Source organism: Anoxybacillus eryuanensis, from assembly GCF_051200995.1.
Taxonomy (GTDB): Bacteria; Bacillota; Bacilli; order Bacillales; family Anoxybacillaceae; genus Anoxybacillus; species Anoxybacillus tengchongensis.
Map to the genome: position 1 here is coordinate 414,251 of NZ_JBPODS010000001.1, position 25,879 is coordinate 440,129.

General features: G+C 43.2%; 22 protein-coding genes. 5 read left to right on the forward strand and 17 right to left on the reverse strand.

The genetic code is table 11. The features are described 5' to 3' along the window. Window positions 1-8 precede the first annotated feature (8 nt). From HNQ84_RS02190 to HNQ84_RS02205, 4 genes are all read right to left on the reverse strand, one after another. Window positions 9-1,523 (reverse strand): alpha-amylase family glycosyl hydrolase, encoded by a 1,515-nt coding sequence (locus tag HNQ84_RS02190; RefSeq protein ID WP_435620988.1) that lies wholly within the window; start codon window positions 1,521-1,523, stop codon window positions 9-11. A 96-nt stretch (window positions 1,524-1,619) separates the two neighbouring features. Continuing rightward, window positions 1,620-2,462, reverse strand: a complete 843-nt coding sequence (locus HNQ84_RS02195; protein ID WP_183248477.1) for a sugar ABC transporter permease — start codon at window positions 2,460-2,462, stop codon at window positions 1,620-1,622. A 1-nt stretch (window position 2,463) separates the two neighbouring features. Continuing rightward, window positions 2,464-3,747 carry a carbohydrate ABC transporter permease gene (locus tag HNQ84_RS02200; protein WP_183248475.1) on the reverse strand — a complete coding sequence of 428 codons (1,284 nt, stop codon included), beginning with the start codon at window positions 3,745-3,747 and terminating at the stop codon, window positions 2,464-2,466. A 111-nt stretch (window positions 3,748-3,858) separates the two neighbouring features. Continuing rightward, entirely contained in the window at window positions 3,859-5,151 is a 1,293-nt protein-coding gene (locus HNQ84_RS02205) for an extracellular solute-binding protein (RefSeq protein ID WP_183248473.1), read from the reverse strand. A 274-nt stretch (window positions 5,152-5,425) separates the two neighbouring features. Here HNQ84_RS02205 and HNQ84_RS02210 point away from each other — a divergent pair, with 274 nt between their 5' ends. Continuing rightward, complete coding sequence (locus tag HNQ84_RS02210) at window positions 5,426-7,189, forward strand: alpha-glycosidase (RefSeq protein ID WP_435620989.1); 1,764 nt, start codon at window positions 5,426-5,428, stop codon at window positions 7,187-7,189. Here HNQ84_RS02210 and HNQ84_RS02215 read toward each other — a convergent pair. After that, window positions 7,173-8,021 carry a helix-turn-helix domain-containing protein gene (locus HNQ84_RS02215; RefSeq protein WP_435620990.1) on the reverse strand — a complete coding sequence of 283 codons (849 nt, stop codon included), beginning with the start codon at window positions 8,019-8,021 and terminating at the stop codon, window positions 7,173-7,175. The two genes, HNQ84_RS02210 and HNQ84_RS02215, sit on opposite strands and share 17 nt — an antisense overlap. A 123-nt stretch (window positions 8,022-8,144) precedes the next feature. On the opposite strand from HNQ84_RS02215, the gene HNQ84_RS02220 reads away from it, so the two are divergent. After that, window positions 8,145-9,488: an MATE family efflux transporter gene (locus tag HNQ84_RS02220; protein ID WP_435620991.1), complete on the forward strand. Its 1,344-nt coding sequence runs from the start codon at window positions 8,145-8,147 to the stop codon at window positions 9,486-9,488. On the opposite strand, the gene HNQ84_RS02225 is transcribed toward HNQ84_RS02220, so the two are convergent. The 8 genes from HNQ84_RS02225 to asnB all read right to left on the reverse strand — a co-directional run bounded on the left by HNQ84_RS02225 (window position 9,466) and on the right by asnB (window position 19,091). Next, window positions 9,466-10,932, reverse strand: coding sequence for a phytoene desaturase family protein (locus tag HNQ84_RS02225; protein WP_435620992.1), 1,467 nt, complete (start codon window positions 10,930-10,932; stop codon window positions 9,466-9,468). The genes HNQ84_RS02220 and HNQ84_RS02225 overlap by 23 nt on opposite strands. Continuing rightward, a complete protein-coding gene (locus HNQ84_RS02230; protein WP_435620993.1) occupies window positions 10,908-11,990 on the reverse strand; it encodes a glycosyltransferase family 2 protein in 1,083 nt (360 codons plus the stop codon). The genes HNQ84_RS02225 and HNQ84_RS02230 overlap by 25 nt, the downstream gene beginning before the upstream one ends. Beyond that, on the reverse strand, window positions 11,987-12,652 hold the full coding sequence (locus HNQ84_RS02235) for a lysophospholipid acyltransferase family protein (RefSeq protein ID WP_435620994.1): 666 nt from the start codon (window positions 12,650-12,652) through the stop codon (window positions 11,987-11,989). Before HNQ84_RS02235 ends, HNQ84_RS02230 begins: the two co-directional genes overlap by 4 nt. Beyond that, window positions 12,649-13,377 (reverse strand): carotenoid biosynthesis protein, encoded by a 729-nt coding sequence (locus HNQ84_RS02240; protein WP_435620995.1) that lies wholly within the window; start codon window positions 13,375-13,377, stop codon window positions 12,649-12,651. The genes HNQ84_RS02235 and HNQ84_RS02240 overlap by 4 nt, the downstream gene beginning before the upstream one ends. Beyond that, window positions 13,364-14,215: a phytoene/squalene synthase family protein gene (locus tag HNQ84_RS02245; RefSeq protein WP_082435671.1), complete on the reverse strand. Its 852-nt coding sequence runs from the start codon at window positions 14,213-14,215 to the stop codon at window positions 13,364-13,366. Before HNQ84_RS02245 ends, HNQ84_RS02240 begins: the two co-directional genes overlap by 14 nt. Next, the gene (locus tag HNQ84_RS02250; RefSeq protein WP_435620996.1) at window positions 14,215-15,639 is read right to left on the reverse strand and encodes a phytoene desaturase family protein; all 1,425 of its coding nucleotides are present in this window, start codon (window positions 15,637-15,639) and stop codon (window positions 14,215-14,217) included. Before HNQ84_RS02250 ends, HNQ84_RS02245 begins: the two co-directional genes overlap by 1 nt. Continuing rightward, window positions 15,639-17,159 (reverse strand): phytoene desaturase family protein, encoded by a 1,521-nt coding sequence (locus HNQ84_RS02255; protein ID WP_435620997.1) that lies wholly within the window; start codon window positions 17,157-17,159, stop codon window positions 15,639-15,641. Before HNQ84_RS02255 ends, HNQ84_RS02250 begins: the two co-directional genes overlap by 1 nt. Before the next feature lie 81 nt (window positions 17,160-17,240). Further along, window positions 17,241-19,091: an asparagine synthase (glutamine-hydrolyzing) gene (gene asnB, locus HNQ84_RS02260; protein WP_435621021.1), complete on the reverse strand. Its 1,851-nt coding sequence runs from the start codon at window positions 19,089-19,091 to the stop codon at window positions 17,241-17,243. A 124-nt stretch (window positions 19,092-19,215) separates the two neighbouring features. Here asnB and HNQ84_RS02265 point away from each other — a divergent pair, with 124 nt between their 5' ends. Further along, window positions 19,216-19,737: a DUF2777 family protein gene (locus tag HNQ84_RS02265; protein ID WP_183248451.1), complete on the forward strand. Its 522-nt coding sequence runs from the start codon at window positions 19,216-19,218 to the stop codon at window positions 19,735-19,737. Here the strand turns inward: HNQ84_RS02265 and HNQ84_RS02270 are convergent. Both HNQ84_RS02270 and HNQ84_RS02275 read right to left on the reverse strand, forming a co-directional pair. Beyond that, the gene (locus HNQ84_RS02270) at window positions 19,731-21,677 is read right to left on the reverse strand and encodes a putative bifunctional diguanylate cyclase/phosphodiesterase (protein WP_435620998.1); all 1,947 of its coding nucleotides are present in this window, start codon (window positions 21,675-21,677) and stop codon (window positions 19,731-19,733) included. The two genes, HNQ84_RS02265 and HNQ84_RS02270, sit on opposite strands and share 7 nt — an antisense overlap. 116 nt (window positions 21,678-21,793) lie before the next feature. After that, window positions 21,794-22,150: a YisL family protein gene (locus HNQ84_RS02275; RefSeq protein ID WP_435621022.1), complete on the reverse strand. Its 357-nt coding sequence runs from the start codon at window positions 22,148-22,150 to the stop codon at window positions 21,794-21,796. Window positions 22,151-22,250: 100 nt separating this feature from the next. On the opposite strand from HNQ84_RS02275, the gene HNQ84_RS02280 reads away from it, so the two are divergent. After that, entirely contained in the window at window positions 22,251-23,492 is a 1,242-nt protein-coding gene (locus tag HNQ84_RS02280; RefSeq protein ID WP_435620999.1) for an ornithine--oxo-acid transaminase, read from the forward strand. A gap of 22 nt (window positions 23,493-23,514) precedes the next feature. On the opposite strand, the gene HNQ84_RS02285 is transcribed toward HNQ84_RS02280, so the two are convergent. Continuing rightward, window positions 23,515-24,378, reverse strand: a complete 864-nt coding sequence (locus HNQ84_RS02285; RefSeq protein ID WP_435621000.1) for a fumarylacetoacetate hydrolase family protein — start codon at window positions 24,376-24,378, stop codon at window positions 23,515-23,517. Window positions 24,379-24,564: 186 nt separating this feature from the next. Here HNQ84_RS02285 and HNQ84_RS02290 point away from each other — a divergent pair, with 186 nt between their 5' ends. Next, on the forward strand, window positions 24,565-24,744 hold the full coding sequence (locus HNQ84_RS02290; RefSeq protein ID WP_035046237.1) for an aspartyl-phosphate phosphatase Spo0E family protein: 180 nt from the start codon (window positions 24,565-24,567) through the stop codon (window positions 24,742-24,744). Between the two features lie 5 nt (window positions 24,745-24,749). Here HNQ84_RS02290 and HNQ84_RS02295 read toward each other — a convergent pair whose 3' ends face one another. Continuing rightward, complete coding sequence (locus HNQ84_RS02295; protein ID WP_435621001.1) at window positions 24,750-25,859, reverse strand: DUF418 domain-containing protein; 1,110 nt, start codon at window positions 25,857-25,859, stop codon at window positions 24,750-24,752. Window positions 25,860-25,879 lie beyond the last annotated feature (20 nt).

A 25,879-nucleotide genomic window follows, 5' to 3' on the forward strand; every position in this document is an offset into this window, starting at 1 on the left:
CATCATCATCATGCTTTTCGTTTTTTCGCTAAGTATAAAAACAGTCCAAATGCTGTATATACCGCAAGAAGTGCCGCGATAAACGGAATGTTTACCCCTGTTTTTGGCGCAAGTACGTAAATTTCTGCAGTTTCACGATCTAAAATGATGTCATACTTCTCATTTTTGCTGCGCACTAAATCGCCTGCAAGCAACCCGCGCAATTCCTTTCCTTGTTCCAGTTCGTCATCGAGCGTCACTTTTTGCGTTTTTGACGTGTTATTAATCGCAATGACCGTTGTTTCGTTTTCGTACGTTCGTTTAAAGAGCGCCATGCCGTCTTTTTCATAAAGCAACTCAAAATCACCTCGGCGAAGCGACGGAAGCTTCTCACGTAATTCACCGAGCTTTGTAACATAGTCAATGAGCTCTTTATCGGTACGGAAGTTCATTAAACGACGGTTGTCTGGATCTTCCCCACCATCAAGGGCAATTTCTGTTCCATAGTACATAATCGGAATGCCTGGTGCTGAAAACAAATACGTCAATCCAAGCTTTAAACGCGTCACCGGATTGATGCGATTTTGCAATGCTAACCGTGTAAAACGAACCGTATCATGATTATCTAAAAACGTGCCAAGTAAATACGGACGGTCATAAAACGCCTCGTTTCGCTTCCATACGTTGTAAAGCGGTTCAAGCGATTGATCGACGTTTGAAAAAATGGCTGATGCTTCTTTATAAAACGGAAAATCAATTAATGCATCGATGCCGTGCTTGCCATATTCCGCAACGTAGCGCGGATCGTCATGCCACACTTCACCGAGAAGGAAAAAGTCTTGTTTCACCGATTTCACTTCTTTAGAAAACTCGTCCCAAAACCACTTTGGCACATGTTTGACCGTATCTAAACGATAGCCGTCAATGTCCGTTTCTTGAATCCACCATTTCGCGACATCCAATAAATACGCTTTCACTTCCGGATTTTCTTGTGCTAAATCAGGGAGACCAAATAGCCAGCCGTTTTCGACTTCTTGTTGATTCGCCCAATTGAAAATGTCTTTTTTCTCATGAAACCAATCTTTTTTCGCTGGATCGTTCAGCCACGGATGATTGTATCCTGTATGATTGACGACAAAATCTAAAATGACTTTCATATCGCGCTTATGCGCTTCTTTTACAAGCCGTTTAAAATCATCGAGCGTGCCGAAATGTTCTTCCACTTTGTAAAAGTCTTCAATCCAATAACCGTGATACCCGCCTTTTTCATTCGCAAAAATCGGGGTCAGCCAAATCGCTGTAAAACCCATCTCTTTTATGTAGTCAAGCTTGTCAATAATTCCTTGCAAATCACCGCCATGATACGCTTTCGGGTCATGTACGTTCACTTCATAGTCATTTTTCGGATTGCCGTTATTAAAACGGTCGACCATAATAAAATACACGCGTTCATCTTGCCATGTGCGCTCCGTTTTTGCGCTTGTTGGCAACGCAAATGAAAATAAAAAAACAAAAGCAAGTAGCGCACGAAATACATATTTCATCTTATTCACTCCCCATTCATTCCAAAGCTTCTTATGATAATATATCTCGAAATAGTAAGAAAGGAAAGAACCTAAGCGATTCTTTCCTTCCGTTTCTCATCCTTTTGTTCCACCTGCCGTTAAGCCAGAGACGAAATACTTTTGGAATGAAAGGAAGAGAATAGCGATCGGCACAGCAATTAAAACGGATCCTGCCGCAAACGTTGTAAATTCACTACCAAACTGTTTTGCAACTAAATCGTACAATCCGACCGCAAGCGTATATTTTTCTTTACTGCGCAGTAACACGCTCGCTAAAATAAAATCCCCAAACGGCGCAATAAACGTAAAGAGCGCCACAACCGCGATAATCGGTTTCGCAAGCGGTAAAACAATTTGAAAGAAAATACGCAAATGCCCTGCTCCGTCAATTTTCGCTGATTCATCAAGCTCTTTCGGGATCGTATCTAAATATCCTTTCATCAGCCACGTATTCATTGGAATGGCCCCACCGACGTATACGAGAATTAGACCTAAATGCGTATCCACTAGCCCAGTTAAAAGTGCCAAAATGAAAATCGCAATGAGTGCTGCAAAGTTTGGGATCATTTGCAAAATTAAAAACGTCATTAACCCATTTTGGCGTCCAATAAACCGATAACGCGAAAACGAATATGCTGTTAAACTAACTAAAATGACGGAAAAAATCATCGTTAACGTCGAAATTTTTAACGAGTTCCAATACCAAGTGAGATAATCGCTTTGCGATGTATCAAACAACTTCTTATAATGGGCAAGCGTGGCGTTATCTGGAATCATTTTCGACCCTGATAAGCTTTGCCCCGGGTTAAATGACGAGCCAACGACCCAAAGAAGCGGATAGACGATAATGATCGTCATCGCTATAATGACTGCATACGACAACGTCAACCGAATGAGTTTTTGTCTTTTCATATCCATATTACATCATATCCTCTTCTTTAAATGATTTTGTTCTTCTAAACTGCCATAATGCCACAGATACGACAACGAGAGAAAGCAATAACGTAATCGCTGCTGCTTTCGAATATTGCGCAGACGTCATCGTTAAACGATAAATCCACGAAATTAAAATGTCTGTCGCACCTGCATTTTGCCCAGATACCGCAGGGCCGCCACCATTAAACAAGTAAATGATGTTAAAGTTGTTGAAGTTAAACGTATATTGCGTAATTAAAATTGGCGCTGTCGCATACAACACGAGCGGAAGTGTAATTTTCGTAAACTTTTGCCAACTTGAAGCGCCATCGACTGTCGCCGCTTCATACAATTCGTTCGGAATCGCTTGCAATACCCCTGTTGTCATGGCAAAGACGAACGGGAAGCCGAGCCACGTTTGAATGAGGATAAGTGCTACTTTCGTCCAAAACGGATCTGTCATCCATTCAATCGGCCCGATGCCGAGCGATGCTAAAATCGTTTTATTAATCACACCGAACGATTCGTTAAACATACCTGAGAAAACGAGAATCGTTACAAACGCTGGAACGGCCCACGGTAAAATGAAAATCGTCCGAATGATCGCTTTTCCTTTTAAATCTTTTTGGTTCACGATAATGGCTAGGAAAATACCGAGCGCAATTTGTAACGTTGTTGCCCCAAACGTCCAAACGATCGTCCAAGCAAGTACATTAATAAACGTTTTCCGCCAAAGATCGAGCTTCACTAAGTCAATAAAATTTTGAAATCCAACCCAATCAACAAGTTTTGCTGGCGGAGAATGATACAAATCATAGTTTGTAAACGCCAATAACACGACGAAAATAATCGGAAAAATGACGACAAACACAAGTAAAATGAAACCTGGTGAAATCATTAAATATGGAAAGCCGTTGTCCACGAGCGCGCGATATTGCTCACGCAACGAGCTAATTTTCAACCCTAAATCGCGCTTTTGCCCATTTTTATAGGCGTCGCGCAAATTAAACGCATAAAACCCAAGTCCAAATACCGAAATAATAACCGCTAAAATCCCTTCAACAAGCAAGAAAATGGAATGGTCACGTCCGACAACTTCACCGAGCGTAAAGATTCCCCACCATCCCATATTTAATAAATCTTTAAAAACGATAAAAAACGAAGCAGCTAAAATAAAAAATGAGATACCTTTCACGTATTGACGATTATACAGTTGTCCAAATCCCGGAATAAGTGATAAACCGAGGGCAATTTTCCGATGGTTCGATTGATACATTGGTGTTTCCATTGATTTTGTCTCCTTTCTAAACAATGGCGAGGAGCGCACTTGAATGTGAATAACTAAACAAATAAAAGAAAGTTGAAGCAGTACCTCTACAAGAGAGGTACCGCTTATTTCTTACTTGCTTGGATGGTTTGTTTCAATGTTCGTTTTAATTGTTTTTACAGCTTCATCAAGCGCTTGTTTTGGCTCCGCTTTTTGGTTTGCCACAAGTTGAAGTGCTGTCGCCATTGGTCCCCATACTTCTGCCATTTCAGGAATGTTTGGCATTGGAATCGCGTATTGAGATTGGATCGCAACCGCTTTTGCCCCTTCATCTTCTGCGATTAACGGATCGTTAATGAGCGACTTCACAGGCGGAATTTCACGCGTTAACTCGAAACGTTTTTTCGCATTTTCTTCGTTTGTAATAAACTCGATTAGTTTTGTTGCCCATTCAGGATGTTTAGAGAACGCAGATACGTGCCATCCTTTTACACCCATAAATGTTTTCACAGGCTCACCGTTTGGCAATTTCGGCATTGGTGCGACACCGATATCGATGCCTGCATCACGCATACCTTGGAATGCCCACGGACCGTTCATGACAGATGCTGCTTTTCCTTCGTTGAATAAGCCGTCCATCGCTGAACCGCCGTTTTCACCGATAATACCTTTCGGGAACAATTCTTTATACCATTTTTGAATATATTCTGTTCCTTTGACTGCTCCTTCATTATTTAAACCGATGTCGTTGCGATCTAACGCACCGTTATTGTTTTTAAATACGTAACCGCCCATACCAGCGATCACACCGTGTGCAAAATAGAAGTTATCCCAAAGCGCTAAGAAACCGTATTGTTCGCCTTTTGTAAATTCTTTAGAGAATTGATACAACTCATCCATCGTTTCCGGCGCTTTGTCCATTAATTTTTTATTATAAATGAATACAGGAGTTTCTACCGCTTTTGGAAGTCCGTATAACTTTCCATCATACATTTGCGCTGCGATCGAAGATTCTGTAAACGTATCTAATACCGATTGATCGACTTGAATTTCGCGAATAAGTCCTTCTGTAACGAGCTGACCGATTTGGTCATGTGGAACAGTAATGACGTCAGGACCTGTGCCAGCCGGGCCGTCTAAACGCAGTTGATCGCGCTGTTTTGTCGCCATTTCCACTTCTTTGTACTCGACTTTAATACCATACTTTTCTTCGAACGCTTTAATCGCTGGCTCTAACGCCACACCGCGCTTCACGTCTTCCCAAACGACAAGTTTTTCTGGTTTTGGCGGCATGCCGTCTTCTGATACTTCTGTTTTTCCCTCATTTTCATTTTCTTTCGGCTTTGCCTCATCTTGTGGACCACAACCTGCCATCACACCTGCAAGTAATGCAAGCGATGAAAAAATGGATACCGTCTTTTTCATTTCGACCCCTCCTGTGTTTTAAGCAATACGTACAAACGCTTTCATTTTTGCGAAAACGATTGCACAACCTTTATCTTCATTATACAATCATTTTCCGTTTTGACAACTATTTTTTTCATCTTTTTTTGAATGAATGTTGACTTTTTAGTTCCGTTCATTTTACGCTTGACATAAGCAATGTATCCGCTTCCTTCATTCAAAACAGAAAGAGTGTACAAATATGTGATAAAAAGCGCAATCGATTGCGCTTACAGTTGAAAGGAGTGTTTGAAACATGTTAAAAGAAGCGATTTACCACCGTCCAAAAGATGCGTTTGCTTATGCATACGACGAGCGAACGCTACATATTCGTCTGCGGACAAAAAAAGATGATGTCGATATAGTATACTTATTATTTGGTGACCCGTACGTTTGGAAAGACGGCGCATGGCAATTTGACAAACAATCTATGCAAAAAAGCGGTTGTGACGCTTTGTTTGATTATTGGTTTATCGCTGTGCAACCCCCGCATCGCCGCTTGCGCTATGGGTTTGAATTGCACGCAGGAGAAGACGTGCTTATTTATACAGAAAAAGGCTTTTATAAACAAGCACCGACAGACGATACAGCATACTATTTTTGTTTTCCATTTTTAAACCGCATCGACGTGTTTCATGCGCCTAGCTGGGTGAGAGACACCGTTTGGTATCAAATTTTCCCTGAACGGTTCGCTAACGGCAATCCACACTTAAACCCACCAAATACATTGCCATGGGGAAGCGTGGAACCAACGACAACGAGCTTTTTTGGTGGCGATTTTGAAGGCATTATTGAACGATTAGACTATCTTGTCGAACTCGGCATTAACGGCATTTATTTTACACCTATTTTCAAAGCGCCATCGAACCATAAATACGATACGATCGACTATTTCGAAATCGACCCACAATTTGGCGACAAACAAACATTTAAACGGCTCGTTGAAGCATGCCATGCAAAAGGCATCCGCGTCATGCTTGATGCAGTATTTAACCATAGCGGCTATTATTTCGCCCCGTTTCAAGACGTATTAAAAAACGGCGCGAAATCACGCTATAAAGATTGGTTCCACATTCGTGAATTCCCGCTTCAAACGGGACCGATTCCAAATTACGATACGTTTGCGTTTGTGCCAGAGATGCCCAAATTAAATACAGAAAACCCGGAAGTGAAACAATATTTATTAGATGTCGCGACATATTGGATTCGCGAATTTGACATTGACGGCTGGCGTTTAGACGTTGCGAATGAAGTCGATCACCAATTTTGGCGCGAGTTTCGTCAAGCGGTAAAAGCGATCAAACCGGACATTTATATTCTCGGGGAAATTTGGCATGATGCAATGCCGTGGCTTCGCGGAGATCAATTTGATGCGGTTATGAACTATCCGTTTACAAACGGGGCGCTCAACTACTTTGCGAAAGAAAACGTAAAAGCGAGCGAATTTGCTCATACGATCGTGAACGTGTTGCATAACTATCCGAACAACGTAAATGAAGTGGCGTTTAACTTGCTCGGTAGCCACGATACACCGCGCATATTAACCCAATGCGGTGAACGAAAAGAAAAAGTGAAACTCATGTTTACGTTCCAGCTTTCTTTCAGTGGATCACCGTGCATTTATTATGGGGATGAAATCGGCTTAACAGGTGGGCAAGACCCGCTTTGCCGAAAATGTATGGTATGGGAAAAAGAAAAGCAAGACCGCGATATATTCGCGCACGTACAGACGCTTATTTCATTACGCAAACAATATCGCGCCTTGCGTTTTGGAGAATTTCATATGTTAGAAACAAACGACACAACAAATCATATCGCTTACGTGAAAACGTACGATGATGAAACGATCGTTTGCGTGTTAAACAATGCAGACACATCGCTGACATGGACCGTTCCATTTTCACTGAAAGACAAAACGGTCATCAACCTTTGGACAAACGAATGCATGAGTGAACAAACGATAAATATTGAACCATACGGGTTTCTCATGCTGCTTGTACAGCCTACGTCCGCTGTATAAAACGACGATATTCGCTCGGTGTCATCCCTTCCATTTTTTTAAATACGCGCGAAAAATATGCGCCATCTTCAAATCCGACTTGTTTTGCAATCGCCGCGACCGTTTCATTCGTCGCGGCTAATTTTTTCTTCGCTACTTTCAATCGATAATCGTTTACATATTGCAGCGCACTCATTCCGATCGTTTTTTGCATACAGCGCGAAATGTAGTCCGGATGAAGTCGGAGGGCATAAGCAAGATGCTCCATTTCAAACGGTTCATCATAATGACGATGAATATATTCCATCGCCTCCCTACACACATGTTCAGCGGCTGATGGAATATGGAGCGTTTGTTTTTGCAGTTGAACGATCCACTGTGCAAATAACAACTGTTGCGACAGCGAATGATCAGGTGTTTGCTGTTCATGTACGATATGTTGAAGCATCGTTTCCATTCCTGTTTGATTCAACTTCCCATATTGCGGAATGAATAAACGATATTGCGCATAATCGACATATGTAGCCTCTCTCTCAATAATATCGCTCCATCCGTACGGCTGTTTTTCAACACGCTCGTATTGTGGTGCAGAAAAATGAACCCAAATAAAATATGTATCTTCATCACAAGGCTCATGTCCATAATGTTCAAAGCCCGGACATAAAATGACGTATTCCCCCTCACGAACAGCAAACGTTTCTTGTTGTTCTGTCATATATAACGTCCCTTTTTGTACATACAGTAAATCAAATACGGAAAATGTACGCCGAAAATGTTTCATTCCTTTTTGAAAAACCGCCTCTCCCCCTTTAATAAAAACAGGAAACGGTGGTACGGAAAACGATATATACATACAATCTCCCCTTTAAGTCGGAAATGTACAAAAGTCATCGCCTTTTTCTCTTTTCACTATTATATACAATCCATTAAACTAAAAACAGTTTGCAAGTCGGAAATCGTAAAGGGGTTGTCTTGTTTGGCAAAAAAGCTTTCTTTATTTGCGCTCACATGGCCCATTTTTATTGAATTGATGCTTCATATGTTGACGGGCAATGCCGATACGTTTATGCTCAGTCAATATGCTGATGAAGCGGTGGCGGCTGTCGGTGTTGCGAATCAACTATTGTTTATGGTCGTTGTCATGTTTGGTTTTATCGCGACCGGCACATCGATTTTAATTGCGCAATATGCTGGAGCAAATGATGAAAAAACAGCTTCCTATATTGGGGCGACTTCCATTTGGGCGAATTTGTTATTTGGCGTCATATTAAGCATTGCGCTTTGGGCAGGAAGCGATCGTTTACTTCAACTAATGAACGTTCCACACGAGTTGATGGCTGATGCGCGTGCTTATTTATGGATTGTTGGTGGCTTTTCGTTTGTGCAAGCGCTTATTATGACGCTTGGCGCCATTTTACGTAGCTACGGTTTTACACGCGATATGATGAATATTACAATTGGGGTGAACATATTAAACATCATCGGCAACTATTTCGTGTTGTTCGGACCGTTCGGCTTACCGGTTTTAGGTGTTGAAGGGGTCGCTTGGTCAACAACGATTAGCCGTATCATCGGGCTTGTCATTGGATTTTTGCTCATCATGAAACGTCTCCCGCACCCTCTCCCGCTTTTATCGAAAGAGGCGTTTGCATTTAGTTACATCAAACAATTATTAAAAATTGGCATCCCATCGGCTGGCGAGCATGTCGCTTACAATACGTCACAACTTGCCATCACCTATTTCATTACAATGCTCGGCACTGAGGCGTTAACGACGAGAGTATACACACAAAACATCATGATGTTTATTTTTTTATTTAGCGTCGCCATTGGGCAAGGGACGCAAATCATCATCGGTCATCTCGTTGGGGCAGAACGCTTTCATGAAGCGTATACCCGTTGCTTACGAAGTTTGCGTCTTGCAGTCATCATTTCGTTTACGATAGCAGCGTTGTTTTCCGTTTTTTCTGATCAACTGTTTTCCATTTTCACAAGTAACAAACAGATGATTGAAACAGGCGGAACGCTCATTTTACTTACGATGCTTCTTGAACCAGGGCGTTCGTTTAATCTCGTCATCATTAACTCTTTACGCGCGGCCGGCGATGTGAAATTTCCCGTCTATATCGGCATCGCTTCAATGTGGGGGGTGAGCGTTCCGCTTGCTTATGTGCTTGGCATTTCGCTCGATCTCGGCTTAGTCGGTATCTGGCTCGCGTTTACTGCGGACGAATGGTTACGTGGCTTGCTCGTCTATTGGCGTTGGAAATCAAACGTATGGCGCACAAAATCGTTCGTCAAAAAGGAAGCGACAGCTTAGCACCGAGCAAATGGTTCGCGACATTTTGTCCGCTAATGACAACCATCGGCGACCCGCCTCCTGGGTGGGTCGTCCCGCCAACAAAATATAACCCTTTCACCTGCCGACATGCGTTCGACGGACGTAAAAACGTATCCCGACGTCGATTGGACGCCATCCCATATAACGCCCCGCGATATGCGCCAAACTGTTCCGCCATATGAAGCGGAGTGATCACTTGTTCGACATCTGGTACAATGTCCAACCCATATGCCCGAAGCCTTTCATACACGAGCTGCTTATATGCTTGTTCATCGACTTGCATACGCCCATCTTTCGTAAGCGGCGGAGCATTCACTAGCACGAACAACGATGTACCATCGGTTGTAAACGGCGGAGCGCAAACGTATATTGTCGGATGTTCGCTATACCGTCCGGCAAATAGATGTTCAAACTCTTGTTTATAATTCGCCGAAAAGAAAACGTTGTGATGAGCTAAATCATCCCATGTTTGTTTTGTACCAACTAACATGACAAATGCAGAAATGGACGGCTCAGCTCGTTCATACGAACGATCGTGAGGATCAACAAGCTCTCGATATGCCCGCAACAAATCGGCATTCATAATGACGACGTCCGCTTCCACCTTTTCCCCATCTTCAAGCTCGACTCCTTTTACCGTACCGTTTTTTACAATGACGCGTTTGACCGCCCGATTCGTATGTAACGTTGCCCCTGCTCGTTTCACAAGCATCGCAAACGTATGGGCAATTCGGGCGTTTCCTCCTTCCACATAATATACCCCGTCAACCATTTCTAAATAGGCGATCATCGCAAACGTCGCTGGCGCCATATACGGTGATGAACCAATATACGTCGCATAACGGTCGTACGCTTGAATGACATGTTCATTTGTAAAATAGCGGCTAAAAAAAGAATGAAGCGTCTCAAACGGACGAGCAGACAAAAGAGCAAGCGCAAGCGATGGCGACATATAATCAACAAACGAGCGAAACATGCGCGGAAAAAAGTACGTTTTCGCGAGTTTATACAGCCGCTCCACTTCGCGAATAAAATCGTCGTATCGCAACGCCCCGATGCGATCAATACGCGCAAGCTGCTCTTTCATATAGTCGCGATCGCTTGACAGAAAAAACGTTGTGCCGTCTTCGTACACGTTTTTCGTATGGACAGCCAATTTCCGAAACGTCATGTAATCTTCAAGGCGCTCACCTGTTTGCTCAATGACGTGGCGAAACACAAACGGCATCGTAATCGTATTCGGCCCAAAATCAAAATAATAGTCGCCAAGTTGAACGGGCATTAACTTCCCGCCAAAATGGCGATTTTTTTCAAATAACTGCACATCCACACCGCGATGGGCGAGCGTCACAGCGGCAGACAACCCACCGAGCCCACCGCCAATAATGACGACTTTTTTCACGTGTACGTCCTCCCTTTCCATTCATAACGTTTCGCGCGCATCGATGCATACATTAATGCGATAAACGCTCCTGCACTTATCGGCATCCAATAACACGTCGAAATCGAACGCTCTGTCTTCCATTCGACATACGCTTTTTGAGCAATAACGATGATGAGCGGCAGCGCATACGTTATCCCATACATCAACGCTAGCGGAGCAACAATGAGCGGTGCGACGTAAAATAGTCCGTAAAACATCGTGAACATCAAAACAAAAAACGGCGAGCGATTTAACCCGACATATACATTTTTTAAAAAACCTTCCCATACTTCTTTATTCGTTTCATACATATAGCAAACGACATCAGTGCTTACGTTCGCAAGGATGACACGATACCGATGTTCTTTCATTTTGCGGGCAATCATCACATCTTCAACGAGCTCACTTTTTACAGACGCATGCCCACCGATCGCTTCATACGCCGCGCGTTCGAAAAACAAACATGCTCCGTGCGCTGCGGTCGCCGAACGCATATGCGTATAATTCGCTAAAAATAACGGCAAATGAAACAAAATAAAAAAATGTTGCAACGGCACGAGCCATTTGCCTATCAGTGGAAGCGACGACGGATGAAACGACGGAAAACCCGTCACTAATTTCGCATCATACGCAGTGGCGACCGCCAACAATTTTTCAATGACTGCAGGCTTTAACTCGACATCCGCATCAATAAAAAACAAATACGCCCCTTTCGCCTCCTTCGCCAGTTGATGACACGCATGCACTTTCCCTACCCAACCGTTAGGAAGAGGCTTCCCTTGCCATATTTGAAAACGATCGTCCTCTTTCGTTTCTTTCAACAATAACTCATACGTGCGATCAGTCGATTGGTCATCAAGAAGCAAAAATTCGACTGACTCATACGTCAACTGCTTTAACGAACGAACGAGACGGACAACATTCCGCTCTTCATTGCGAAGAGGAACGAGGACACTGACAAGCGGGCGAGCGACGATTTGTGGACGTTTCGGAAGCGAAATAAGAAACAAAGCGTTAAAAACGGTCCAAATGAAAAAACTTACCCACACCCCGATCATAACGCCCCTCCGTTCCAACGTGTAAACGATTGAAGCTGTTCACTCACAACCAACCTCTTCACTTCATCTAGTTGTGCGGTGCAAATGCGTTCGAGTTCAGCCGTTTTTTCCTTCCGATCGCTTCCTGTCATATGAGCCACCCATAACGGCTCGCCAATATGAATAAACCATTCCGGCTTACGATGGTGACGAAAACTATGATAAAACGCAAGCGGTATGATCGGCACGTTCGCTCGTTCCGCTACATATATGGCCCCTGTAAAAAACTGAAGTGGACGTTTTTCAATATGTTGTTCTTCCCCTTGTGGAAACATCCAAACGCTGTTTCCATCGCACAATAACGAAACGGCGTAGTCAAGCGACTTCATTATTTCTTTTCGTTTCGTCCGATCAATCGAAAAACCGCCAAGCTTACGAAAAAACGGATATTGTTTTAACCCTTCTTCACTCATCATCGCATAACTATTTTGTTGAAACAGAAAACGGCTCAATTGAAAGGCGATTAGCCCATCCCACCATGAACTATGATTCGCGACATATAATGCGGGTGTGCGCACGATGCGTCCACGCACATATAGCCGATGAAACGACGTGCGCAACAACCATGCGTTGTAAAGGGAAAACATCCATGCAAACGAACGACTTTTTTTCGCTTTAATCATGCCGACCGTCTCCATTTCCAAAAAATAAACGTCGCAAGCGATAACCCAAGCAAAAAAGCAACGTACAATTGTTCTAGTAACGCAAGAAATAAAAACATCGCGTCAAGAAGAAAAAAAAGAGAAATCGCTCTCCTTTCTAAACTTGCCTTGCGTGCGGGAAGAACGAACAATAAACGATGAATGACAAACGCAACAACAAACCACCCAGCAAAATTTTGAAGCGGAACGTTATAATATATGCTCGTTCCTTCCCAAAGCCAATATTGTTTCGCAACATATGCGACCGGGTCAATCACTAAATCTAATACAACCGCCAAAGATGCGCCAACAACGGAAGCAACAATAGGTCTCATTGGCGGAACGAAACGTAACGCGAGCGCATGCGTACAACCGATCACAGCAAGCCAAGCAAAGCCGATCGCTATTGGAACACCAAATATGGTCATACCAAATTGATTCGTATAATCATATGAGCCAAAAATGAGACTATACGTCGCCCCAACATACTCGACCGCCATCGTACCAATGAAGATCGCAATTGTTGCGATGATCCCCCGTCGACCGTACCTTTCAATTAAAAATAATGCACCAATCATTCCAGCAAGCATTAAAAAAACAACGTTCGCCCATTCTAACCACGGCGGTAGAAGATGAAAACCGACGAGCACAAGTCCGCATCCATACCAAATGAGAAAAAGGCGGTATAAGCGCTCACCCCACTTCAACGTTTTCGCCCCCAATTTGTTGGAGCAACGCTTTTTTTCGTTCTTCCGACACAAACGCCCGCTTCGCAAATACGTCATATTGTTGCTCACGAACAACATGTAAAATGCTTTTGTACATCAATGTCGCTCCCCGTACGGCAAAACGTGCTGAAAGTGGATAAAGCGAAAATGCCGCTTCGGCATACGTATATTTCTCTTCTGCCTTTTGTGCAATATGTTCCCATAAATCGATAAATGCGTTCGTCACCCGACCAAAAGCGATATCTTGTTCACTTACCCCATACACGCTCATCCATTCACGCGGTAAATAAATACGACCACGCGCTATATCTTCTCCGACGTCGCGCAAAATGTTCGTCAGTTGCATCGCTTCTCCAAGCGCGATGGCGCTTTCTTTTAGCTGCTCGCGACGATGCGGCGCTAAAATCGGCAATAACATTAAGCCAACGGTGCTTGCGACACAATAACAATAGCGCAACAACTGGGAAAACGTATCATAACGATGAACAGTCAAATCCATTTTTTGTCCTTCAATCATATGTGAAAACGGTTCAGCGTCCATATCATAGCGGGAAAATACGTCGCGAAGCGCTACCCACATAAAGTCATTTTCTGTATATCCACCTAAAAACGATTCCCATTGTTTTTCAAACTGTCGTAGTTGTTGATGTGGCTGTGTTCCTTCATCAACAATATCATCGACGCGACGACAAAATGCGTAAATCGCCCAAATCGCATTACGATCATGTAACGGTAAAACGGAAAATGCCCGATAAAACGTTTTCGAATGATGTGCCGTCACCGCTTCACATTGCGCATACGCTTGCCTGATATTCATCATTCTCCACTCCAATCACGCGATATTTGTTGTGCACATAACTTTGCCCCTTGCATAACAACCGGCACTCCGCCACCGGGATGAATCGACGCACCAACGCCATATACGTTTTCGTAACGTGTCGACTTCACTTGTGGGCGAAATGGACCGGATTGAAATAACGTCGGTGCGATCCCAAACATGCCGCCATCATACAACCCTTCTCTGTGCGCATCAAGCGGCGTACGCACGTGCATCCACTCGATCGCCTGTTTGACATTCGGAAACGCCCGTTTTTCTACTTCATCGACGATGCGGGTGGTCCAACGATCTTGTTTCATCCAATCGATATGCCGTCCAGCTGGTACAGGAATTAACACATATAGCACACTTTTTCCTTCAGGTGCGAGCTTACGATCGACCGCTGACGGATAAAACGTATAAAATGACGGATCTTGCGGAACGACTTTGCGATCAAATACATCGCCCATATGTTGTTGAAAATCATGGGGTAAAAAAAATTGATGAATTGGTGCATCGTACGTTTTCCGAAGCCCCATATAAAGCAGTACACAGCTCGATGAAGGGATCCATCTTCTTTTTTTCGTCATCATCGTCGGCTCATCGGTATTCATAACAAATGCATCAAAACGATGCTTTTCTCCTTTCGCATAAAGCGCCTCAACAGTGGAGCCGTTCACTTCATACTGCTCAACTTTCGTTTGCAGTCGGACGGTGACACCCGCTTCTTCTAGCTTTCTTGCAAGTAAAGAAACGAGACTTGCGTAGCCACCTTTTACGTAATACACGCCGTGCGCATGCTCGCTAAACGGAACGAGCGAGTAAAGCGATGGCGTTGTATACGGATTGCCGCCAATATATAACGTTTGTAACGAATAAGCAAGCTGCAACCGTTCATCGTGAAAATAACGCGCCATGCTCGTTTTCACAGATTGATAGGCGCGCATGCGCGAAAAAAGCGCCATCGTTTCTTTCGTGAAAAACGTTTGTTTCTTTATAAATGACTTCGTTAAAATGAGCTCATCGCCTTTTGCAAAATATTCCCTCATCTCATTCATAAAACGTTGAAATCCTTTTTCTTCTCCAGGAAACAGGCGAGCAATTTCTTGTTTTTGTCTTTCTACATCCGCGTACTTTGTATACGATACGCCGTCTGAAAAATGAATCGTATACATCGGATCGCAGCGAACAAGCTCGTATTCATCTTCTGTTATACCAACATCGGAAAGGAAGGTGCGCAGCTTCTCTGGCAATAATACAATCGTTGGACCAGCATCGATGCGAAACCCGTCTCGCTCAATAAACGAAAGCCGTCCACCAAGTCGATCGTTTTGTTCAAAGATCGTCACATGCGCGCCGCGTTTCGCTAGCCATAACGCCGTCATCATTCCACCAATTCCGCCACCGACAACGGCAATGTTCATCACGCTTCCCTCCGTTTCGGCAAAGCGCCAACAGGAATAAGCGGTTGACGATGAGCGTGCAATATGCCGTTTGCGGTAATGCGAGCCGATTCAAAAATCGTCGGCAAACCGCTTCCCGGATGCGTCCCACCACCGACAAGCCAGCAATGCTCTAACTCTTCAAATTCGTTATGTGGACGAAACACCATCATTTGCGACAACTGATGCCCTAAGTTAAATGTCGCCCCTTCGTAAACGAACATGTCATGTTGCCAATCATGTGGGGTAATGATTTTTTCATATTCAATATGTTGTTCCATACGCCCCCATCCTAACTTTTTCGCGAGCGTATCCCATAGTTTTTGGCGAAACGGTTCTTTCTCTGTTTCCCAATCAATTCCGCTCGTATTGTTCGGTACAGGGGCTAAAATGTAAAGCGCACTTTTTCCTTTTGGTGCGACTGTCTCATCTGTGACGATCGCATTTTGTACGTAAATCGATGGATCGTGCGGAATCGTTTTTTCTTTCGTAATTTCATCGACATTTCGCTTATAATCATCCGCAAATATAATCGTATGATGGGCAAGATCCACCGGCTTGTTTATCCCGACATACATCATAAACGTTGAACATGAATATTTCTTTTGTTGCAATTTTTCTTTGCGATATTTGTTTAATACCCCATCATCAACGAGATTTGTCATCGCATAAGCAAAATCCGCATTCATAATGACTTCATCAGCCGCCACTTTTTCACCGTTTTCTAATATGACGCCTTTCACCGTACGGCCATCAAGCCAAAGCTTTTTTACCCCTGTGTTGACATGTACGCGCCCCCCATATTCTGCAACGATGCGCGCCATCGCTTTCGGAATTTCGTTTAATCCACCGATGACGTGATAAATGCCGTACGCATGTTCCATATACGATAAAATGGAAAACGCACCCGGACATTCCCACGGGGACATCCCTAAATATTTCGCTTGAAACGTAAATGCTAAACGAAGGCGCTCATCATGAAAATATCGACTTAATATGTCGTATAGCGACTGCGATAACGTCAATTGCGGCAACGCTTTTAATACCGTCGGTCGCAAATAATGGTATAATCTGTCCATTTTCCTTTGCAAAATGGGTGCAAGCGCCTGCAACTTCCGCTCGTTTTCATTCATAAACCGCTCATAACCATCTTCGTCCCCTGGAAATAGCGCAGCAATTTGTTCTTTCATTCGCTGCCGATCCATCGTCATCGCTAACTTCACATCAGGAAAAATAAGTTCATACATCGGATTTAATTCAACTAGTTTCACGTAGTCATGTATGTTTCTTCCTGCGGCTGTAAATAGTTCTTCAATAATATGAGGCATGCTTAAAAACGTCGGACCGATGTCAAAGCGATACGGTCCCAGCTCGAATCGTCCATTTCGCCCGCCTACGTACGATTGTTTTTCGAATACGGAAACGTCATATCCTTTCGCGGCAAGCAACATCGCCGCCGCAAGCCCACCAGGTCCCGCCCCAACGACAACAATTTTTTTCACGTTATCCACTCCATTAAACAAAAGTTATACAAATATTATACAAGATAATAAAGAAACAAGAAAGAAAAAAGACAGCCATTTTTAGCTGTCTTTTAAATGAATGTTGTAATGCTCAAACCATTCATGAAATTGAATGAAATACGCTAAAAGTTGCGGACCAGACATGAGTTGACCAAACCATGGGATGCGAAACGAGTTTCCTTTTGTCTCAACTAATTGTTTTAACTTCTTTTCATCAAACAATTCGTACAAAACGGATGAACGATTTGTTAAAATCGTCCCTAACCGTTCAGCAACGATGTCGGTATAACGCGGATGATGCGTTTTTGGATACGGACTTTTTTTCCGATACAAAACGTCATTTGGCAAAATCCCTTCCAACGCTTTACGTAAAATGCCTTTTTCACGATTGTTATGCATTTTCATCTCCCACGGAATGTTCCATACATACTCGACGAGGCGATGATCGGCAAACGGCACGCGCACTTCTAAACTTGCCGCCATGCTCATTCGGTCTTTTCGATCTAAAAGCGTCGTCATAAACCAAACCATATTTAAATAAAATAATTCGCGGCGGCGCGCTTCTTCTGCGCTTTCTCCGTCTGCGTGAGGAACTTCACGAAGCGTTTGTTTATAACGCATATGCGCATACTCATGAAGTGGCAGTTTTTCGCGCCACGTTTCATGTAAAAGATCGAACCGTTCATTTAACGACCGCATCCACGGAAATCCGTCACGCTCGAAGTCTTCTTTTCTATGAAACCACGGGTAGCCTCCGAAAATTTCGTCGGCACATTCACCCGACAAACTAACAACAAACTGTTGCTTTATTTGACGACAAAACCAGAGAAGTGATGAATCAATATCCGCCATCCCCGGTAAGTCGCGTGCCATCACCGCCGCTTGCAATTCATCAGCTAACTGTTGTTGCGAAATGACACACGTATGATGGACGGTTTGAAACGCATCGGTCATTTGCTTAATCCACGGCCCGTCGCTATTCGGTTGAAATGCGTTGGCTGTAAAATATTGTTCGTTTTCTTCGTAATCAATCGAATACGTATGAAGCGGTCCTTTTCCTTCTCGTTCAAACGCCTGCGCCGCAATCGCTGTAATGGCGCTTGAGTCAACGCCACCTGACAAAAACGTACACACCGGAACATCTGACACAAGTTGACGTGTAATCGCATCAATGAGCAATGTTCGAATATGCTCGACCGTTTCATCAAATGAATGGACATGCGGTACGCTTTGTACGTTCCAATAGCGCCATTGATGCACGCCACGCTCAGCAACGATCATCGCATGGGCCGGTCGCAGTTCATAAATCGTTCGAAATACGCCATGTCCCGGAGTGCGCGACGGGCCAAGCGCTAAAATTTCGCATAAACTTTCGCGATCAATTTCTGCTCGAACGTTTGGATGCGCTAAAATCGCTTTAATTTCCGAAGCGAATAAAAACTCTCCTTGTTCATGACGATAAAAGAGCGGTTTGACACCTAGACGATCGCGCGCTAAAAATAGCTGCTTTCGTTCACCATCCCACACCGCAAATGCAAAAATGCCATTGAAATGATCGACGCATTGTTCGCGCCATTCCATATATGCGGTAAGCAACACCTCTGTATCCGAATGTCCTTGAAACGTATATCCTTTTTTCAATAACTGCTTACGAATATCTTCCGTATTATACAGTTCGCCATTATAACAAATCGTATAATCATAGCCGTTTTTCGTTCGCGTCATCGGTTGAACGCCACCTGCTGGATCGACAACGACAAGCCGCTTATGTCCAAATGCAACATGATCATCAAGCCAAACGTTCGTATCATCCGGCCCTCGGAAAGAGAGCGTATTGGCCATCTTGAGCACCGTTTCTTTCTCTTGATGTAAACGACGTCCAAAATGAACCCATCCGGTAATTCCGCACACGTCAATCATTCCCTTCTGTTGTGAACAAGTATGAAGCATGCTTTTATTTTATGCATCGTTTATATAAATGATGAGTTGTCTATAATGGCGTACGGAGGGAATTGACATAAAAGGAGGGAAACGAATGGATCGCCTTACAACATTGCGCACACAAAAACGTGCTTACATCTATGGTGTTGTTGAACAAGTAAATGGCGAATGGGTGTTTTTTGATGAAGATGATGAAGCGCATGAGTTCATCAGTTTGCCTGAAGAAGTGGAATTGTTTCGCTTCGGTCAATGGGTGAAAGGATGGCTCGGAGAACATGGAGACATATATATGTCGGAACGTTATACATTAAAAAACGGTGATCGTCTTCGCTACATGAAACCGTTGTCGCACGCATACGAACAATGGCTTGCTCAGCTACCCGATCACGCGTTTTTCCATTTCATTCATTTAATTAACGAATGGAATTTTTCCGTATATGACTGTTTGTATTGTTATAACTATATGTTATTTGCTGAAAAAGGGGTTAATTTTTTAATGTTCGACAACTCGCTCGACATGTGTAACGTCCAACATTATTTTGACGGGAAACAAAACCGTTTCGAACTAACGTTGCAAACAGGAAAAAAAATGATTGGCGTACAACTCGATCATTGAATCATCGATTGGCTTCCCTGCAATACTTGTTGTTCAAACTGTTCGGCCGGAAGTGGTTTAAAAATGGCGTATCCTTGCGCATAATGACATTTTAATCGTTTCAACAATTTCATTTGTTCAGCCGTTTCGACACCTTCTGCGACAACTTTTAAGCGCAAACCGTGCCCCATCGTAATAATCGATTTGACGATCGCAATATCTGAGCGATCTTTATGAAGCTGATAAATAAACGATCGGTCAATTTTTAACGTGTTAATCGGCAAATCTTTTAAGTAACTCAGCGATGAATAGCCTGTGCCAAAATCATCAATCGACACGTGTACGCCAAGCTGTTGCAGTTTTTTCATGACGTGGATGCTGTAATACATATTGCGCAACATCGAACTTTCTGTTAATTCTAAATGCAAACAATGCGCAGGCAGTTGCGATTGCTTGAGCGCTTGTTGGACGTCTTCAAAAAACGTCGGATGCTGAAATTGCGTTGCTGAGACGTTGACAGAAATCATTAACGAATCAAAGCCGAGATCGTGCCATTTTTTCGTTTGCATGCACGCTTCTGTTAACACCCAGCGCCCGAGGTCATGGATGAAACCAATTTCTTCCGCAATCGGAATAAACTCAAGTGGAGAAACAAGACCGATTTTCGGATGTTTCCAACGTAACAACGCTTCGCTCCCAATAATTTTCCCAGACATTAAATCGAGAAGCGGTTGATAAACGAGAAAACATTCATTTTTGTCGAGCGCTTTTCGTAAATATCGTTCCAACTCGACGCGATGCATGACTTGTTCATTCATTTTTGTCGCGTACAATTTCACATTGTTGCCGCCGTTTTGTTTCGCTCGATTGACCGCTGTATCTGCATTTTTTAATAGCGACTGCGCATCTACACCATCTGTTGGATAAAAACTGACACCGACGCTTGCAGTTAAAAAAAACTCTTTTTCTTCGTATACAATCGGTAAAGCAATATGTTGGAGCAATGTTTTCGTCCATTCGACGACCGTTTGCACGTCCGTTTGTTTTGTCAACAATAAGCTAAACTTATCTCCCCCAAAACGACCGAAATGCGCGCCAGATGGCAATATGTTTTTTATTCGCTCCGCCATTTGCTTTAATATTTCATCTCCTCCGTAATGACCGATCGTATCGTTCACGATTTTGAATCGATCCATATCAATAAACAATACTGCAAGGGAATCCCCTTTTTCTTTCGCTTTGTCAATTGCGCTTTTCACCATGTTTGTAAATTGCAGTCGATTCGGTAGCCCCGTGTCAATATCGTGATATGCAATATATTTGATATGTTCTTCCGCGCGCTTTTGTTCAGTAATGTCACGTCCGATGCCGTAAATACCAACCTTGTTTCCGTCAACGATAATCGGAACGTTTTTAATTTGGAATAAATATACCTCTCCTGATTTCGCTGGAATTTCTAAATTGTATTGTTGCACCTTCCCTTTTAGTGCACGATAAAAATAGCGACGTACGCGCGGAATGTCTTCTTTTTTAATGTAATCAAGCGAGTTTGTGTGCAAAATTTCGTCTGCTTTATACCCAAATACTCGTTCAAATGCAGGATTGACACTTGTGAAATTACCTTCTAAATCAGTGGAATATACAATGTCTGGATTGTGTTCAAATAAGGAGCGGTAATATTGTTCAGATATTTTCATTTTTTGACGCATCTCGTCTAAATCCGCTCGACATTCGTCAAAAACGAGGGCACAGATGACTGCTATTTCCGATGCATCCCCAATCATCGGAAACAACTTTGCTTGGGGTAAATGATGTTGCACGTATTGTTCGACTTGCATGCGAAACGAAGGAGAGAGCGAAGAAACGAAAATCGTTAGTTGGTCATACTCATATAAACGATAGTCACTTACCCACCGTTCCCAATCCGCAAACGTGTTGCAAACTGTTTGAAATAATTTCATCCCCTTTTTCCCACTCTTTCTTTCTCTTTATAATATTTTTTCAATTATTAATCAATTTGTATTATAGCACATTTCCATATGATAGAAAAAGAAAAAAGTTGGCGAATATGCCAACTTTACGAAAAGAATGAAAAACCAAACGGCAATTTAAAGCCAAGGTATAGCACAACGACGAACGCTACGATGAACTGAAGCCAAAGAACATTCGTATTTTTCCCTTTTGCTGTCCGAACGAGAATCATTTCCATCGTTCCGATGACCCATAAGCCGACAATCACTTTGACGATATACAGAAACGGAAATGAGGACATGCTATGTAAAATCCATGCGCCTGTCGCAATAATCAAAATGTAAAACAGGCGCAACAACATGTGTACCATTTTTGTTTTTTCATGCCCCCTAGCTTGAAAAGAGATCGCAACGACAAATAAAATGAGCGCAACGACCCACGTTGTAATATGTGCATGTGTCATAACCATGCTCCTTTCCTTCTCAAATTCATATATGCCTATGATAGCACGCCTGTATATGAATTGAAAAAGAAAACGCTCTCCTTTTCTATTTACTTTCTATATGCACTTCAAGTATGTTATATATGTGACTATCGAAATAGGAGGGATTGACGTGAAAACAGCACAAATTATCGAACTAACAGAAAAATACGGAGCAAATAACTATCATCCACTCCCAGTCGTCTTATCAAAAGGCGAAGGTGTATGGGTAGAAGACCCAGAAGGTAATCGTTATATGGATATGTTAAGCGCTTACTCAGCGGTCAACCAAGGACATCGCCATCCGCGCATCGTACAAGCGCTTATTGAACAAGCTAATAAAATTACATTAACATCGCGCGCATTCCATAACGACCAGCTCGGTCCATGGTATGAAAAAGTGGCAAAATTAACAAAAAAAGAGATGGTTTTACCGATGAACACAGGGGCAGAAGCGGTCGAAACAGCTGTGAAAGCAGCGCGGCGCTGGGCATATGACGTCAAAGGCGTTCCTGCTGATCAAGCGGAAATTATCGTTTGTGAAGATAACTTCCACGGTCGGACGATGACAGCAGTGTCGATGTCATCGAACCCAGAATATAAACGTGGATTCGGTCCGATGCTTCCGGGCATTAAAGTCATTCCGTTCGGTGATGTCGAAGCGCTCAAACAAGCGATCACTCCAAATACAGCCGCGTTTATTTTTGAGCCAATTCAAGGGGAAGCAGGCATTAACATTCCACCAGAAGGATTTTTAAAAGCCGCATATGACGTATGTAAACAACATAACGTGTTATACATTGCCGACGAAATTCAATCCGGGCTTGGTCGCTCTGGTAAAATGTTTGCATGCGATTGGGAAGAAATTGAACCAGATATGTACATTCTCGGTAAGGCGCTCGGTGGTGGCGTATTCCCAATTTCATGCGTAGCCGCAAATCGCGACATCCTTGGCGTATTCAATCCAGGCTCGCACGGATCGACATTCGGTGGCAATCCGCTCGCTTGCGCCGTTTCGATCGCTGCGCTTGATGTCATCATCGAGGAAAAATTACCAGAGCGTTCATTTGAGCTCGGTCAATATTTCCAAGAAAAATTGCGCGAAATCAACCATCCAGACATTAAAGAAGTGCGCGGCAGAGGGTTGTTTATCGGCGTTGAATTACACGTCCCAGCGCGTCCATATTGTGAAAAACTGCAACAAGAAGGGCTATTATGTAAAGAAACGCACGATACGGTTATTCGCTTTGCCCCTCCGCTCGTCATTACAAAAGAAGAGCTCGACTGGGCGATTGAAAAAGTGAAAAAAGTATTTGAACAGTAAAAAGCTGGGGCATCCCAGCTTTTTATTTGACTACATTTCGTAACGTTCCAATTTGCTCAATTGTAATTTCAATCACATCCCCCGACTGTAAAAAGCGCGGCGGATTCATTCCTTTTCCAACACCAGCTGGCGTTCCTGTCGCAATCACATCCCCCGGCTCTAACGTCATCCCTTTCGACAACGTCGCAATGATTGTTGGAATATCGAAAATAAATTGCGCTGTCGTTGCCGATTGTCTCACTTCACCATTTACTTTCGTTTCAATATGTAACGCATGCGGCTCAGCAATTGCCGACCGATGAACGATCCACGGTCCCATCGGACATGACGTATCTAAGCTTTTACCAAGTAAATATTGTTTATGTCGTTCTTGTAAATCGCGCGCCGTCACATCGTTTACAATCGTATAACCAAATACGTAATCGAGCGCCTGTTCTTTCGGGATCGCTTTTCCCTTCTTCCCAATCACAATCGCAAGCTCCCCTTCATAATCTAATTGATCGGTTACATCCGCATGGCGTAAAATCGTTCCCTCATGCCCGATCACTGTCGTTGGCGCTTTCGAAAATACAATGATATTTTCACGATCTGCTTCGCCACCCATTTCTTGTGCATGATCGGCATAATTTTTTCCGATACAAAAAATATTTTTTGTCGGGCGTGGAATCGGCGCAAGCAGTTGAACATCACGAAGCTCATACGTCCACTCTGGTCGCACACGTTCAAGCACACGTTGCACTTTTTCAATAAACGATTCACCAAGTTCGATGCATTCGATCATCGTATGCGGTATCGTTTCATCTGCTTTCGATAAATGAACGACTTTCTTCCCATGAACAACCCCTACAAACACATCCGATCCGGCGTGCGCTGTAACAAACTTCATGTTCTCATCCCCTCTTTTGTATGATCGAACATCATTATGTTCTCTTTTTCATAGCTAAACTCCTTTGAAAAAAAATCATTTTTCAACACATTATCCTATTTCCTTTTTCTTTATAATATGTATAATAGTTTATACACGCAGTCATTTACAGACTGTTTACGAAAATGAAAAATGTTGGTGAATCTTATGTCTCTTTCCCTCATCGAAAAGAAAAGACGACAATTAATTGAATTGGCGCAAATGTACGGTTTTTCTGCGAAGGAAACGATCCAATGCAGCCAAGAGCTTGACGAATTGTTAAATAAGCATTTGAAAGAAGCCGTGCTTTTTCATAAAGAAAAAGAGGACAAGCCGTGTACGACATGATCTGTTCATGTCGTTTTCTTTTTTCCGTACGTCATCCATCGCCATACGCGTTCCAACGGTCCGATGTCATGTTTTTTGAGCCACCAATGGCTCCAACATATTTGTATGACATATACAACGAGTGCGACAGCGAGCGCTTGTTTTGGTGTTACTTTTCCATACAATCCGAAGCCATATGAATAAAAAATGGTCGTGCAAACGACGGATTGCATCAAATAGTTTGTGAACGCCATTTTGCCGACAGGCGCCAAAAAACGAATCACTTTCTCTGTCACAAACGAAAACGCGGTCAAATAAAACAGGGCGAGCGCAGGACCTCCGATCATATCTTGGGCATACTCGGTTACGATATTTTTTTCGACATACGGAAGCCACTTGAAAACCATGCCAATAATAAACGAGCCGATGCACCATTTTCGGATCGTTGCGCGATGTCGATTGACATCATGAAACCACTTTTCTTTTGCGATATATGCACCAAATAAAAAAAATGGTAAAATCGTTAACATAAAAATAAATGCTTGTGTCAATGAATTGACGTACAACCAGTCATCTAGCCGTTGCACAAAAATTTGTTCCCACGTGCCTTGTTGATAATTTGCGATCGCTTGTTGCGCCAACGTCGGTTGGGAAAAATCGACATCACCGCTCATTTTCCACATGAGCCACATGAGTACGGTGGAACCGAAAGCCCAACTGCTCCAAAGCGAAAGCGCCCAGTTGCGCAACGTTTTTGCGCTCGCTTGAAAAAACGGAAAAAGAAGCAAACCAACGATCGCATACCCGATTAAAATATCACCATGCCAAATAAAAAACGCATGAATCATACCAAATAACAACAACGCTAGCAATCGGCGCAAAAAAGTCACCCGAAACTGCTCGCCCCCCTTATCAAGCATGATCCATGCTCCCCAGCCGAACAACAACGAAAAAAGCGGATAAAAGCTCGCTTGCGCAAATATATCTACAAATGCAAGCAGGAAACGATCCACCCCATCTTTCGCAAACACCGTAGCATCGACATACATCGTAGGAAGCGAAAAATCAAGAACGTTCACAAGCAAAATGCCAAGCAACGCCACCCCACGCACCGCATCAATGATTGAAATACGCATCTTTTCCCTCCTTTTCCATT